The following is a 14,602-nucleotide window of genomic DNA, read 5'->3' as shown; positions in this document are numbered from 1 at the left end:
AAATTAAAATACTTTTCCATTAAAAATTAAATAATTATATTATAAATTATTGCAATATTTTCTTTTATAAACTGATCTTCAACTTCATCACTCATATTCAAAATGACAAAACCCACTCTCGTGGGCCTCATTAAAAGTATCACTTCAAGCTTTAAATTAAATACGTCCAACCTCTAAGTATGGAATCAAGTTTTTATCAAAATGTGGTCGTGGGTCGCCTTCATAACTAATAAAACCATGCATACCCGTTAAGCGTTCACCTTTATAAAACTGGTTTAACTGATAGCGCGGGTCTTTATGTGAAAGCGTAAAGCTCACCACACCAACGCCCTGCTGTTTTGACTTGTTATAGGCATCTTCGAGCATTTTATGGTGTAAAGCCAAATCTTGTGGATGGCACATAAGTGTATGCAGCACATGGTACTGAATCGAGTCACCGAGTTTAGGCAATCGCATGCCTTTAGTAATTGGAGTCAGCAAGTTATAAACGGGTCTAAGCACGCCTATAGCGGAACTATAATTTAGAATCTTGGTTTGCTTAATACTGTGCTGATCCCACAAGCCAAACATGCCTACCAGCTTTTCACCCTTAAAATAAAGTGAAAAGTCCGAGAGTTTTATTCCTGAAAAATACCGATGACCTTGAGCCAGTTCTTCAAAGTTATAGGCAGGTATAAAGTTATAAAACTCTGCCATGTCGCTAATAAATTGGTTCATGGCTTCTACATGCTGAGCTTCGGCGACACAACTACGGATCTCTTGAAGATCACTCTGTTTATCAACTTGCTTTAAAAAAGCCGTGATTTTTCTTTTTGAGCCTAAGTCAGTCAGGCTTAATGTCTCGATAAGACCCTCATCATAATAATCGGGCATTCCCGTTTTGCCCGTTTGTATAGCGGCGCGTGCGGCATGGTTATCATCAAATATAATCATTTGGCTATAGTTCGGTTCATGCATGGTTTGTTTTACATGCTTTGCTAAAACCTTAACCAGTGATTTACCACGGTAGTTGTGATCTACCCGTAAATCACCCGCATAGCGTAAGTTTTGAATGTTTCGATCGACATAACATGGGCGGTAACCATTGCTATAACAAGCGACATTTTTTTGACTCTCTAGGTCTTCAATCACCACATGCAATTTATGCCGATAGACAATATCAGACGCTCTAAAATAACTCGGTTCACGCTGAAAGCTAATTTGTATGCCTTTGGTGGTCATGGGTACGGCGATTAAGTCTCGCAAAGCCTGATCATCTGCCAAAGTCGCTTCACGGGTAATCAGGGTATTGTCAGCAAGTGGTGGATTTATTCTATTCATTATTCACCTGTTGTGCGGTCTGTGTGGGAACCAAACTATTTAAACGTCCCATTTGGTCGAGTAGCTGATAGACAAACACCACTTCGTCTTGATCATTTACGGTTTTTTGGGTTTGTACATCGAGTAGCTTTTGCTCTGTATTAAGCAAATCAAATGTCGTTTTGGTGCCAACATCAAACTCTTTACGTGTGTAGACAAAGGCAATAGACGCAGCCTCTATGGCATTTGCCAATGCTTCTTTATTTTGTCGAATGGTTTGCAGCTGCGCATAGGTCGTACGGGTACGCTTATTCAAATCCAGTTCAAGACTTCGTGTTTTTTGGTGAGCCAAATCAATATCGGCCTGTGCTTTTTTGACGTTAGCGCGATTTAAACCATCATCATAGAGCGGTACATTGAGCTGCACCCCGACCATATAGTTATTACTTTCCGAACCAATATAGCTTGCCTCATCTTGCTTTCCGGCGCGGCTAGTGAGCATCACCGTTGGCCAGAGTTCGCGTTTAGTTAAGGCGTATTGTTTCTCTGCGGCCTGCTTTTCGTATTTACTACGCATTAGAGCTGGATGGTTCTTTGTTTGCGCCAAAATTTCATCCAAGCTCGCGGGAATAGCGGGTAGCTGTTTAATGGCAACAAGATTTTCAGGCGTTACACCCGTTACTTGGTAAAACTGCGCTTCACTTACGGTCAGGTTAGATTGGGCCTGTGTAATATCGGCTTGGCCTTGTGCGACTTGCGCCAAAACCTGAGCTAAGTCTGCACGGGTAATCATACCCACGTCGAAACGGCGCTTTGACTCATATAAAGACCGTTGCAGGTTTGCCATAGTCTTTTGTCTGAGTTCTAAAATGGCTTTCTTTTTTAATACGTCGGTATAAACCATCACGGTATTTAAAATGGTTTCCGACCGTTGATCTGATAAACCTTGGTTTTGTGCAGAAAGCTGACTTTCGGCAACATCTATTCCTAAACGGTGTCGTCCAGACGTATAAATCGGATAATCTGCCTGCAATTGCAAACTTCGGCCTTTACGGTTTCCTTCGGTTGGAAATAGGACGTGTGAAGGCGTATCTATTCTTTCATAGTCAAGTTGGCCGACTAAATTGACTTTAAGTCCATCACGCTGTTTAGCTTGCTCAAGCATAGCGGTGGACTGATTCACACTTAAACGGCTCACTTCAAGCTGACTTTCATGCCTTAAACTGGCATATAAAGCCTCGTCTAAAGTCATGGCATGTGTGTTCGACACCAACAACACGCCTAGATACAAGGCGTGTCGAAGTGTTAAAAACCGAGAGTTAAATGGCTTCATCCCTTTCATAGTTGTTCCAAACTATTGAGGGTGACTTTTTTGAGTGGCTCAGGCTTGATATTGCCTTCGATAATGCCATCAAACATGACCAGTTTTTTATAGGCATTCCAACCATTATTGGCCTGACGAATTTGAGGTTGGTCGAGCTGCCCCAAGTTTCGTGCAAGTTCATAGTGGAAGTTTTGACGCAAAATACTATCGATATATTCATTGCTAATGCTGTGATGAATTTCACCTTCAAAAAGCACGCAATAAAATGGTTTAACTTGTTGTTGGGTATCAATCGCCAGTAAAGAAATCGCTTTTGACTCGGTTTCGTTTAACTGAGACAGTAATTGCTGAGCAGTTTCAGGTGCAAGTTTCTCACCAACCAGATCTACACCAAAACGGCGGCCTTGGAACTCAAAACATGGAATTTGCTCTATAAAGCCAGTCACTTTTAAGCAATCATCCAAACAGTAGCGAAGTAAGCCATTACCCGAAGTAATGAGCGGGCTGACCACATCACCTTGTTTAAGCTGCCACGACGGAATGATTTGCCCTTGTTTATCGCCTTCTAAATATTCAAATTCATAGAAGTGACTTTGGTATGCGAGTGGGTATTGGTCATTATAGGGAATGGTCACTACACCTTCCGTCGCCCATAATCCTTTACCTTCAAACTGAACACTGGGTAATTTCTCTTTTAATTTTTCGGCCCAAGCTTTTGAACCTGCGGTGTCCCAACTCGACACCAGACTTAACTTTGGCCAGAGCTTTTTAAAATCAATCTGTGTGCCGTTTGAACTTGCAATTAAGGCTTGAGCACTTTCAGGGCTATGCGGTGCAGTGACTTCCTTTAATGAAGCCTCACGGTTACCCCATGAACCACTTTGTAAAACCTCAATCACGTCTTGGTTTAGTGACTCCAAACGTTCCAGCAATTGCAACGCAAAAGTTGGACTCCACACTGAAATCATGGCTAAGTTACGGTTTGCGACCAAATAGCAAATGGTGGCAAACAGTGCATCGTCAGCATTTGCAGCAAAAGCAACATTACTTGGAACCGCTTGGGTAAACTTAGACAATATACGTTTACCTACACCAAGTAGCGCACTATCGTCATTTAGGTTTTTGTCTTTTAAAACTTCACGCTGGCTTTCAGGCAACCATGACACCGACCAGTAATGTGTACCCGAACTGAGCTGTGGACATTTACGGTATAAACTCGCCATCCACGGCGCAATTGCATGGTCAAGCTCATCTAAAAACAGCTTGGTATATGGAATAAACTTGATTTGTTCACTCGAACCACTGGTCGGCTGAAAACGAACGAGCTTACTGCTAGAGAGTGAAAGCTTTTGTTCACGGTAACGCTGAATATCTTCTCGCCATGCACCGTAACGTGTTGCAGGAAATGCTTTTACAAACTGCTCATAATTTTGGACCTTTTTATCTTTAGCAAACGTAGAAGTCTGTAATATCGAATGCAAAATTTGACGTTGCGTGGTCTCTAAGGCATTAAATTTTTTTTGAAAATTACGGTCAGATGCATCACACCATTTTTTTAGAATCAGATGTGAACCCAAAGTTAGCCATTCATTAGTTTTCATTGGATGGCCTCTCTACGTTTTGTTTTATGGGTTACGCATGCTTCAAACTTTCCTTTACTGGTCGGTTTAGTCATTAGTTTCACAGGGAAACGGGCTATGTCTTTCCATCCAAGACGACCAATACACGGTAGTTCTGTGCCAGCTTTCCATGTCGGATTTTTTTGTTCAAAGAAATGAATATTTGGGTTCTTTTCTCGCATTTCGGCAGTAATCGGTGCGACTTCGCCTTTTAGTGGCTGATAGTCATCACCAAAATTTAAAAGGCCCGCTTCGCGGTCGTAGTATTCACCAAAGAATTTTTCACAGTAGTGCTCAACAACTTCGGAAAGATGTTGGTTTTCGTCTTTAATATTTGGGTAATAGACATAGTAGTTATTGGCGAGCAGTAAGTAGGTTTTATAACCTTTAGAAATGAGGAGCCAATAGAGTTCGTTAAATGGATATTTGATTCGAAGCTTAATCATCAGTTTTAGCATGGTACTTTGCAGACTACGCGTACCCCAAAACTTCTTCAAAATGACCGTATCACCGCTAAATAACACGGTGTAGTCTTTACCGTTTAAGTAGAAATGCTGCACCACCACAGTCGAGAAACCGACAATCTCATTTGTTTCCGAATCAAAAATTAAGATCGCACCGCTTTTATTTTGGAAATCATCTACGAAAATAGAAAATCTCGTATTTTCATAATACTGTTCGTAAATGGAATACATCACTTTTAATCGCTCAGTATCGATTTGCTCTTTTTCAAAATATTGACCATAAGTCGTGTTTTTCAGGTTCAATTTTGAAATTAGTTTATACGTTGTATTAATCATAATCCTTTAACCTTCCACCTCTAATTTGTGAGTTCCCCGATCTCATCAACCGATTTTAGAAAACTCAGATCAATGTTCTTTTTCTATGAAGGGATACGTTTTGATATGCCCTATTGTTTTTCATTCTTTGAAAGCTGCCTTTATTTTTTAATATCTACATATTCATTTTCTTCCCCCGATCCATAAAGATGGTTAAAAATGCGGTCACAAACATAATGATTGCGAGCATGCGTAATAGATCATTAAAGCTAGAGGTCAGTGCCTGAAAATGAATGTCGCGATAAATCACACTCAGCGCGATTTGCTGAGCATTTGCACCGACTTCCTGATATTGCGCCGTGAGTTGGTCGAGTCTTTCTGTAAAAATCCAGTTTTGCGGTGTCATCCCCTGATTAATCTGGGTGACATGAAGCGCAGTAAGCCAATCTAACGATGAGTTAATGAGAGCCAGTCCAACCGCGCCGCCAATATTACGCATCAGGTTATAAATACCGCTGGCATCAGCCACTTTACTCAGCGGCAAAGTACTCATGGCTAAATGCGACACCACAATCAGGCAAATCATGAGGCCAATACCGCGGTAAATTTGCGGCCAAAACATAAAGTCGTAATCGCTATGAATGCTGAGGTGTGAATTAAGCCAAACGCCAAATCCAGCCAAAATCATTCCAACAAATACGGTTTTTCGGGTATCAAAATTAGGAATCAGCCATGCAAGAAACGGTGCAAAACAGAACATGACAACGCCAGTCACCATCATGACGTGACCAATCTGGCTACTGTTCATTTCACGGACTTGCCCAAGAAACACGGGAATCATGTAACCCAAGCCATAGAGCGCCATGCCAATCACAAAAGTCGTGATAGCACTTAAGGTAAAATTTTTATTTTTAAATACGGATAAATCGAGCAAAGGCTTAGGCTGGGTAAAACTTCTAGAGAAGAAAATCATGCCGCCCACAATGCAGATCATAAACGCAATCCGAACGCCTGTGTCTGCAAGCCAGTCATGCCGTGCGCCTTCATCAAGGAAATATTCAAGCCCACCCAAAAACATGGCCATACCGACCAAACTAAACCAGTCCATACTTTTGATGAGTGAATAGTTTGCACGGTCGATATTGGGGCCTGAGTAAATGACCGTAGCAATGATGATGCCCGGAATAATATTGATCAGGAACATCCAGTGCCACGAAAAGTTATTAGTGAGCCAACCGCCAATGGTTGGGCCAATGGCCGGACCCAAAGTGCTGATCATGCCAAACATCACCAAAGGCAATGAACGTTTTGGTTCAGGGAAAAGTAGATACAATGCGGTCATGGAAGTCGGAATCATGCCGCCGCCCATAAAACCTTGTATGCCACGGAATACTAATAAACTTTCTAAGTTCCATGCCAAGGCACAAAGTAAAGAACTGACCGTAAACCCAATTGCACAGATGGTGTAATACACCCGTGTTGAAAGCACCCGTGAGACAATACTCGACATTGGAATTGCAATAATTTCGGCAATTAAATAAACCGTTTGCACCCAAGTGACTTCATAACGACTTGCACTCATCCCAGCTTGAACTTCGTTTAGAGAACTCGCCACAATCTGAATATCAAGAATCGCCATGAAGTTGCCAAAAATCATGGCAGCAAAAATTGCCCATGCAGTTTTTGCTGGGAATCTCCACTCGGCCTCAAGGTGCTTATTCATTGGTTATTACCTAAAATTTTATTATTAAGTTCTTAGGTCAACGGTGGCACTCACCGACATTCCGGGTTTTATCAAATCAATATGTGGGCTTGAATCTATGGCAATACGCACAGGAATACGCTGAACAACCTTGTTAAAGTTGCCTGTGGCATTGTCTGGTGGCATGAGTGAAAAAGTTGCGCCTGAAGCAGGTGAAAAGCTTTCAATTTTTCCGGTATAGGTCAGGCTTGGGTAGGCATCAAGTTTTAATTTAACTTTCTGACCAATATGCATTTTTTCAATTTGGGTTTCTTTGAAGTTCGCTTGTACATACAAACTATTTTCAGGAATGATCGCCATTAAGCGGGTTTGCGGAGAAACACGTGAACCTTTCTGGATTGCAAGACTACCGATCTTACCGTTTACAGGACTGACCACTTTTGATGAAGCCAAATCGACCTGATACAGGTTTAAGTTTGCATTGGCACTTTGAATATCTGCTAGAAGCTGCGCTCGACTGGCTTGTAAACTCCCCAACTGAGCTTCTGCCGCATTTACGGCGGCTTGCGCTTTGCTGAGTTGAGCTTGAGCCGTTAAATATTGAGACTGAATCCCTTCAAAGTTTTGTCGGGTAATCACCCCATCTTTTAATAAATCTTGATAACGCTCAAACTCTTTTCTTAAACGAGTTAAATCAGCTTGTGCTGCCACTACGCCACTATGAGCTTCAATAATTGAAGACTTGGCAGACTTTTCATTTTGTTGCTGTACACCCAGTGCAGCTTCTTTCAAGCTGACTACTGAATGAGCCTGATCATAACGAGCTTGATAATCACGGTGATCTAATACTGCTAAAGTTTCCCCTTTTTTTACTACTTGATTATCGTTAATTAATAACTCCATCACCTCGCCTGAAATCTTTGGCATCACCCAAGTGACATCGGCTTGCACATAAGCATTATCCGTAGATTGATAGAATCGATATACAAAAAAATAATATAAAATACCAGCAACTAAAAATAACAGCAGGACACTAAAAACACCCCAAGTTATTTTCTTTCGACTTTGGAAATTAGTATCAGTTTCTAGCTGAGCTACGTTATCCATATTCATTCCGCTTATTTGTAATATTCGATTTTTTATTTAAGTCAATAAAACTATTGATTTCTTTTTTACGTAACTTTTCACTTGGTTTTATTCAATGAATCGTGACATCGTAAAATTTGGTGCAAATTATGGTTCTTAAGTGAATTAAATATCATTGACCTCTTTGCCAGATATTTTTTCTATTTATGTCAATAAAGCAAGTTATATAAACTATGTTTAAAAATTATGTAATTTTATATTTTTTCAAATAATTGCTTATAAAAACAGCTCAAATATATAAAAATTACCATTAAAATTCAAATAATTACCACAGTTTGAGTTATTTAAAAAAATCTTACATATAAAGAGATTTATTTCACTAATATTAAAGGTTAACTTTCTATTTGTATTAATTAAGTAGAATTATTTAAAGATCTATGTAACTACTAAATAGTTATAGATAAATTTTATAATATTAATAGAAGGATAAAATATAAATATTCTGGCTTATTCAAAATAGTAAAAAGCGCTTATTAAAAGACTATTCCGACAACTTTTGATTAATTATATTAAGTAAAATAATATAGAATCCCCCAGCCCCAACCCAACATACACCTAAGAAACCAAATATTATTAAAAAACAAAATTAATGTTAAAAAAGAGTTACTTTTAACTCTTTTTTATTTAGGAATTAGACAATTTACGGATCATTTTTTACTGATTTAAATCACTAAAAATTTCTTCTAAAGTTACTCCAATCGCAAGTATTTCACTATCCTGATGAGGTAAACCATCGATTTCCAACCCAATTGGTAGTTTCGATTTCACTCCTTTTCCAATAGGTAAACTCAGCCCAGGTAATCCGATATTACTGCCGGGGTCTGTATTTCGAATTAGTGTTTGGAAATTCTCAATTGAATTGGCTTGTTCGTTTGCGAGCGGCGCAACAATAGGTGATGTCGGAAATAATAAAGCATGTAAGTTATGCGCTTTAAATGTGTTTTGGTAGAGTTCAAGCAATTGTGGACGAGCTTCCCTAATAGCCTTTTCATAGAAAGGTAAAACTGGAACAAGTTGACCCGTGTGATCTTGAATTAATTGAGGAAGAATATTCTGTTTAAAAATTGCCTGAACATCTGGGCTTGAGATTTGATCAACTACAGTCTCTAAGTCGAGGTCTATATGATGAAGTTTTAAATATTGAATAAGGTCATATTTGCCTTCATAGACAACCACTGGAAATGAAATAGCGTGATTGAGTTGTTCTAAATTCGGCATCTCGACAGGAATAATTTCGACTCCCGCATCTTTTAACACCCCAAGCGCAATTTGCGCCTGTTTATGAACGTCTTCATCTAAATGATTCCAAAAATATGGATGGATACCGAGCCTAATTTGATGAGGCTGTAATGGTTCTTTCTTTGGCTCTTGAGTAATAAGCTGATCAATTAAGATAATGTCAGATACTGTATGTGCAATAGGGCCAGCAGTATCCCGCGTATGTGAAATTGGGGTCATACTGTCTTGTGAATATCGTCCTACCGTGGGACGAAAGCCGACACAACCATTTAACGCACTTGGCAAACGTATTGAAGCACCCGTATCTGTTCCAATCGAAATTGGAACCATTCCCGCTGCTACGGCCACAGCACTACCTGACGAAGACCCGCCAGCGATATGCAATGGATTTACGGCATTTCGTGTACCGACAACGCCTTCGATATGCATAGCAGTATTATAACCTGTTACCCCAAACGCCAATTCGTGCATATTGGTTTTACCAACAATAATCGCGCCGTGATCAATAAGTTTTTGAATAATCGGCGCGGAGCTTTGAGGCTTAAAATCAACTAAAGCTGGCGTACCTGCACTATTTGAGAAACCTGCAACATGAATGTTATCTTTAACCGCAATTAAAATGCCCATCAAAGCCGGACATGGTTTTCCTCTAAGCAGGTATTTATCCCAATATTGAGCTTGTTGAATTGCTGAGGCTTTATCAGTGCTAATAAAAGCATTTAAAGACTGTTGTTTTTCAATAGAATCGAAGTAATGATGCACAAGCTCTTCACAAGATATTTTTCTTTCATGAATCAATTGAGTAATGACATCAACTGAAGCATTTGCTAAACCCTGTAACTCAATCCAATTATTTTTTTCAACTGCATTTGACATGGTGACTTAAAATCCATTTAAGTTGTGATTTTAAGAACTTAGTACAAATTGCTTATTCATTCGCATCCTTAAAATTGAGGATTGTTTTTGTTTTAATGTTGAATGAGTAAAGCCATTTCAGTGCGATTATTGCAGCCTATTTTTCTCATAGAGTTATTCAGATGAGTTCTTAATGTGGTAAAGCTGATACCAAGTAAATTTGCCACATGTTTGTCACTTAAACCCTTAGATACCAAACGAACTATTTCTTGTTCTCGTGGAGTCAGACCATATTGTGTAGATAAATCAATGGGTAAGGCTTGAGTAAAATAAGGTTCAAGTAAATTTAATATTCTTTTTTCACGTTCACCAAACATGTCCGCATCTTGCGCACGCCAAATTCGTAAATCACCAATATCTATACCATTTCGGACAAAATAAATATTTATGCCGTGATATAAACCATAGGCTCTCAAAAACTCATTGTAATAACTTGTTTTTTTAAGGTCAGTAAGAGGCATGACTTCGTTTACAAATGTTGGTTTTTGACGTTTGCGAAGCTGTGCCGTAATCGGATCATCAAATTGCCAAACACACTCATAGTCCTTCATGGCTTTTGGGTCGATTTTCCATATTACGCCTTCTCTCGATAAGTTATTGGTTGAATCCCAAATGTAAGATGCCGCGAAATCAGCCCGTAATAAGATGGCAATATCAGCAAGGATATTTTCACGTAAATTGTAGTGCCCTTTCCCTGAGCCAAGTTTCCATAATATTTCAGAAAACAATGTAAACTCAGATGGACTGAAATCCTTTTCTAAAAGTGCGGTCATCGTTTACCTATATAACGAAATCCATCGAATTTTAAGAAGATCGGTTAAGTGTTTCCTTTGAGCTTAGTACCAACCCCATCCTTTTCTATAACATATCTATTTTTTGATTTGGTAGGTAATAGCTATATTTTGTTCGTAAAAATATTAATTTTCTAGTTTTTATATGTTCATTATATAAAAAGCCCACCTTTCGATGAACTTTTAAATATCTTATATGATCTTTATTTACACTTCGCCCACTATGAAGGAAAAAACATTTACCATGTAAAGGTTCAAATAGGCTTAAAGATTCAAAAACGTTAACACGTATTTATCAGCTTTCGATATACTAATCAGGAATTACTTACGAAGATAAAAAATAACTCTCTTCATCAACTCAAATAAAGAGAATTCCATAGATGAATAAAATCTTCCTATCCGTCCTTTTATTATCTTTATCAGGCTGTGCTGTTTTAATTCCTCCCGCTTATAATCCTGGTGCGGTCATGTCACATTTCAGAGAAGGACAAGTGAGTAAAGACTCCTTCTATGTCAGCTATAAAGGTGACCGTGGTAGTTTACCAGAACAAGCAAGAGATTTTGTAGTTCTACGTGGTGCGGAGTTAGTCATGCAAAACGATTTTCGCTACTTCAAAATTCCTAAAATGAATCAAGGTACTCTTGTGACCTCAAACTATCAAATTGCTTCTGGGGTAAGAAATGATACCTATCAACCTATAGTTGAAGCTCAAATTGTAGGAGTCAAAGATCCTGGAGCAGATACTGAAGTCTTAGATGCCATTAAGGTAGCGAAAGCCTTAAGAATTAAATATCGACTCAACTATAAATTGACGCCTTTAGAGCTAAAATATAGTCACTAATTTCTTGATGAAGAATAGTTATTAGATAGCTATTTATAAATGCTTATGAAATCTCTAGAAGTCGTTGCCGCAGTCATCCAGCACCAGGATAAAGTTTTATGTGCCCTTAAAGGTGAGCATAAGTATCCCTATTTATCGAATAAGTATGAATTCCCGGGCGGCAAAGTTAATGATGAGATTAAATCACTAAATCAAAAAGCATATGAGAATAAAGAGAAGTTACCCTATTTTGTAGCATTTAAAATTCCTGTTGAACAAAGCATTGATCATATTGATATATTTGATCCAATGAAAAATATCCAATAGTACAACTTTTGCAATCAATTCTTAATATAAGAAGGCTATTTTGATAGCCTTCTCTTTTCATATTTATAAAATTTAAACTAGAGTATTTGAGCTATCTCAAAATGCATTCCATCTGGTTTCTTAAAGTGTCCACCCCAATACATACCATATTGATGAGCTATTCTAACTAGATCATATACACAACCTTTCTGGTCTGCTGTGGCTGGTATTGCTCCATATGGATTCCATGCTGCATTAATATCAAAAGCTGTCCCAAAAGCATGATTTGATAATATTTGCTCCTTAGCTTTACCGCGTATAAATCTTGCATTAAAGACGCCGTCAAAAGTCAAAATACGATCTAAAAGCCCCAGCCTTTCCCACTCTGCCCAAAGTTCTTGTATCTGATCTTTAACTTTCATGTGAACGTAAATAATACCTGTGTTCGGTGCACCTTTAATTCCAATTAATTGGGGTATCTCAACTAGGACTATTTTATTTCTAAAATTATTAGTGATCTTTAAACCTTCAGGATTAGATTTTGTCGGAGCAGGCTCAAACTCAAGCGGACCAAACATTTCCTGTCTAAGCTTGGTTCCTGTAATTGGTTTGAAATCAGGTTTATTAGGAAATTCTGGATTATAATCATCATTTACATCAATAATAGGAAACCCCAGCATAGCTGCCTTACCAAAAGTCTGGTTTCCTACAATTCCATCAATATAAAGCTTATTCTTTCCCTGAAATTTTTTAGTAGCAATATCAGTTAATTCATCAAATTCTCCCGTGACATCTAAATGATATCCCTGCCCTCTAAGGAAATATTGCCATTTACTCACTTGATTACCAGTTGAACCTAATCTTAATGTTTTCATTTTTACTCTCCTCAAAACTATTTCAAAGTAGGTATTACTTATTTTGAATACCTAAACTTGGTGGGAGTTGAGAATCTTTTAAAATGGTTTTGGATGGCTCTTTTTGTTCAGCAGGGTTTATCCCTGGTTGAGCTCCTGGTTTTGCAAGATCTGCAGCTGGACGTAGAGCATCAGGCATTGGATAAGTTTGCTTTACCGCTTCTAACATTCTTTGACTAACAACACTTGGGGCAAACCTACACTGGCTGGCCATATTCATTGCAGTCATAACTGCAGTGTCATAATTTTTTTTCTCGATTTGCTGCTGGATCGCCACGTTATAGATATAGACCATCTCCTGAATGCTAGTTAAGCTAGCTTGAGTTACACTCGTCACCATAATGTCATTTGTACTTGCCTGAAAGGCATTACTAGTACCTGATAGTCCTGAAAACCATGTGCTAGCCGTACCAGTTGTTGTTGCACCCGCAACCCCGAAAATAGTTCCAATGAATCCAATTATTCCGGAATATTTTTTCCCTCTTACTGTATGTTTATCGAACTCCTGATATAGGTTTACGCAATATTCTGTAGCGGTAGATAAAGTACTAAAAGCCTCTTTTGCAGTACAGGAAGAATTGTCTTGCGAACATATAGTCTGCTTATCTTTCCACGGCCATTTCGTATTTTTAGAAAAAGCAGTAGTTGGGTGGGTAATTAAAAGCGATAGTATTACTGTTACAATTTTTTTATTCATGAGCTTATTCCATTTATTATTATCCTGCTCTTACATAATATTCCCGATTTTCAAAACCGACAACTTTTATTATTAAATAATAGAGACTTACACAAAACAATTAAGACAATCTAAATAATTAATTTCATTAATATAAAATAAGTATGATTATTTAAATAGCAATACCATGTTTTAAAACCACCAAAAATGATATTTTAAATTTACCAATTGGTTTATTTTAAACCGACTAGTAAATTATTTTAAATATGACCTTTATTACATTTTATAAATGGATAACGATAGCGAAATACAGCAAGCCCACATCGAATACCATATTTTGCTTCCATAACAGTTCTTTCTGGTGTTTGTAATTTTGACCAAGAATGTCTCTGGAAGTAGCGGCATATGGTGACATCCAACCACTCGAGTAGAGCTTCCGAATCTGTATTGTTAATTACATCTAATATAAGCCGCTGCACTGCTCTTGCCTCATCATCCGTAATTTCACACAGTATTTTATTTTTCCCACGTACCTCTTCAATCGACTCATCGCAAAAGTAATGTGAGAGTTTTTCAGCGAAGGTATGAATCTGTTTTGTCACTCAATTGGTACGGTGCATTCGGCGAGCATCGAACCAGCGACCCTGAATTTCAGAAATCTATCTGTTCACGTGTTTAATATTTACCACATACGTTACAACCTGTCTGCAAAGTGGTAATGCATGAGTTCATCACAAAGATTCTTTGCAGCATTGTAAAACCCACTCATTGAGTGGGTTTTTTCATTACTAACCGTTTTGCCTGAGGTGGTCTTGGAACTCTTGGTCGTGTATTTTGTCGTAATTAACAGGGTCGTAAACGCATCCAGTTAAAACAACAATTACAGTAAGTACAACAACCAACTTTTTCATTGAGACAACTTTCCTTTTAACGCAAAAGATTTGCTTTAAGTATACTCCTCAGTAGTCATCTTGATTGGACACAATTAAGACAAACAATTGTTATTTTTAAATTATCGCCGTGTTTTAGCCTCCCATTTGATTTTTTAACAAAATCAAATCAGGGACGTTA

General features: G+C 38.2%; 13 protein-coding genes and 1 pseudogene. 2 read left to right on the top strand and 12 right to left on the bottom strand.

Features of this window, described 5'->3' with window-relative positions; translation table 11 throughout:
- Positions 1 to 156: 156 nt before the first annotated feature.
- From KTJ10_RS00215 to KTJ10_RS00180, 8 genes are all read right to left on the bottom strand, one after another.
- Complete coding sequence (locus KTJ10_RS00215) at positions 157 to 1,320, bottom strand: hypothetical protein (RefSeq protein ID WP_262441049.1); 1,164 nt, start codon at positions 1,318 to 1,320, stop codon at positions 157 to 159.
- A complete protein-coding gene (locus KTJ10_RS00210; protein ID WP_262441048.1) occupies positions 1,313 to 2,641 on the bottom strand; it encodes a TolC family protein in 1,329 nt (442 codons plus the stop codon). Before KTJ10_RS00210 ends, KTJ10_RS00215 begins: the two co-directional genes overlap by 8 nt.
- A complete protein-coding gene (locus KTJ10_RS00205; protein ID WP_262441047.1) occupies positions 2,638 to 4,224 on the bottom strand; it encodes a GH3 auxin-responsive promoter family protein in 1,587 nt (528 codons plus the stop codon). The genes KTJ10_RS00210 and KTJ10_RS00205 overlap by 4 nt, the downstream gene beginning before the upstream one ends.
- On the bottom strand, positions 4,221 to 5,009 hold the full coding sequence (locus tag KTJ10_RS00200; RefSeq protein ID WP_171071499.1) for a hypothetical protein: 789 nt from the start codon (positions 5,007 to 5,009) through the stop codon (positions 4,221 to 4,223). Before KTJ10_RS00200 ends, KTJ10_RS00205 begins: the two co-directional genes overlap by 4 nt.
- Positions 5,010 to 5,196: 187 nt before the next feature.
- Positions 5,197 to 6,744 (bottom strand): DHA2 family efflux MFS transporter permease subunit, encoded by a 1,548-nt coding sequence (locus KTJ10_RS00195; RefSeq protein WP_262441046.1) that lies wholly within the window; start codon positions 6,742 to 6,744, stop codon positions 5,197 to 5,199.
- A 24-nt stretch (positions 6,745 to 6,768) separates the two neighbouring features.
- Positions 6,769 to 7,830: an HlyD family secretion protein gene (locus tag KTJ10_RS00190; RefSeq protein WP_262441045.1), complete on the bottom strand. Its 1,062-nt coding sequence runs from the start codon at positions 7,828 to 7,830 to the stop codon at positions 6,769 to 6,771.
- A 693-nt stretch (positions 7,831 to 8,523) separates the two neighbouring features.
- Positions 8,524 to 9,984: an indoleacetamide hydrolase gene (iaaH, locus tag KTJ10_RS00185; protein WP_262441044.1), complete on the bottom strand. Its 1,461-nt coding sequence runs from the start codon at positions 9,982 to 9,984 to the stop codon at positions 8,524 to 8,526.
- A 92-nt stretch (positions 9,985 to 10,076) separates the two neighbouring features.
- The gene (locus KTJ10_RS00180; RefSeq protein WP_262441043.1) at positions 10,077 to 10,796 is read right to left on the bottom strand and encodes a response regulator transcription factor; all 720 of its coding nucleotides are present in this window, start codon (positions 10,794 to 10,796) and stop codon (positions 10,077 to 10,079) included.
- Positions 10,797 to 11,194: 398 nt separating this feature from the next.
- Between KTJ10_RS00180 and KTJ10_RS00175 the strand changes: the two genes are divergently transcribed.
- Positions 11,195 to 11,656, top strand: coding sequence for a CC0125/CC1285 family lipoprotein (locus KTJ10_RS00175; RefSeq protein ID WP_410468392.1), 462 nt, complete (start codon positions 11,195 to 11,197; stop codon positions 11,654 to 11,656).
- 39 nt (positions 11,657 to 11,695) lie between these two features.
- The gene (locus tag KTJ10_RS00170) at positions 11,696 to 11,962 is read left to right on the top strand and encodes a hypothetical protein (RefSeq protein WP_262441041.1); all 267 of its coding nucleotides are present in this window, start codon (positions 11,696 to 11,698) and stop codon (positions 11,960 to 11,962) included.
- A 77-nt stretch (positions 11,963 to 12,039) separates the two neighbouring features.
- Here KTJ10_RS00170 and KTJ10_RS00165 read toward each other — a convergent pair whose 3' ends face one another.
- The 4 genes and pseudogenes from KTJ10_RS00165 to KTJ10_RS00150 all read right to left on the bottom strand — a co-directional run bounded on the left by KTJ10_RS00165 (position 12,040) and on the right by KTJ10_RS00150 (position 14,442).
- The gene (locus KTJ10_RS00165) at positions 12,040 to 12,816 is read right to left on the bottom strand and encodes a M15 family metallopeptidase (RefSeq protein WP_262441040.1); all 777 of its coding nucleotides are present in this window, start codon (positions 12,814 to 12,816) and stop codon (positions 12,040 to 12,042) included.
- 34 nt (positions 12,817 to 12,850) lie between these two features.
- Complete coding sequence (locus KTJ10_RS00160; protein WP_262441039.1) at positions 12,851 to 13,552, bottom strand: hypothetical protein; 702 nt, start codon at positions 13,550 to 13,552, stop codon at positions 12,851 to 12,853.
- 542 nt (positions 13,553 to 14,094) lie between these two features.
- Positions 14,095 to 14,288, bottom strand: a pseudogene (locus tag KTJ10_RS00155) (helix-turn-helix domain-containing protein); the annotation flags it as partial.
- Positions 14,289 to 14,319: 31 nt separating this feature from the next.
- A complete protein-coding gene (locus KTJ10_RS00150) occupies positions 14,320 to 14,442 on the bottom strand; it encodes a hypothetical protein (protein ID WP_262441038.1) in 123 nt (40 codons plus the stop codon).
- Positions 14,443 to 14,602 lie beyond the last annotated feature (160 nt).

It is taken from the genome of Acinetobacter sp. WU_MDCI_Abxc222, from assembly GCF_025514755.1.
In the GTDB taxonomy this organism is placed as follows: Bacteria; Pseudomonadota; Gammaproteobacteria; order Pseudomonadales; family Moraxellaceae; genus Acinetobacter; species Acinetobacter geminorum.
The sequence above is the reverse complement of the archived record's forward strand: the minus strand, read 5'-3'. Positions and strand labels throughout refer to the sequence as shown.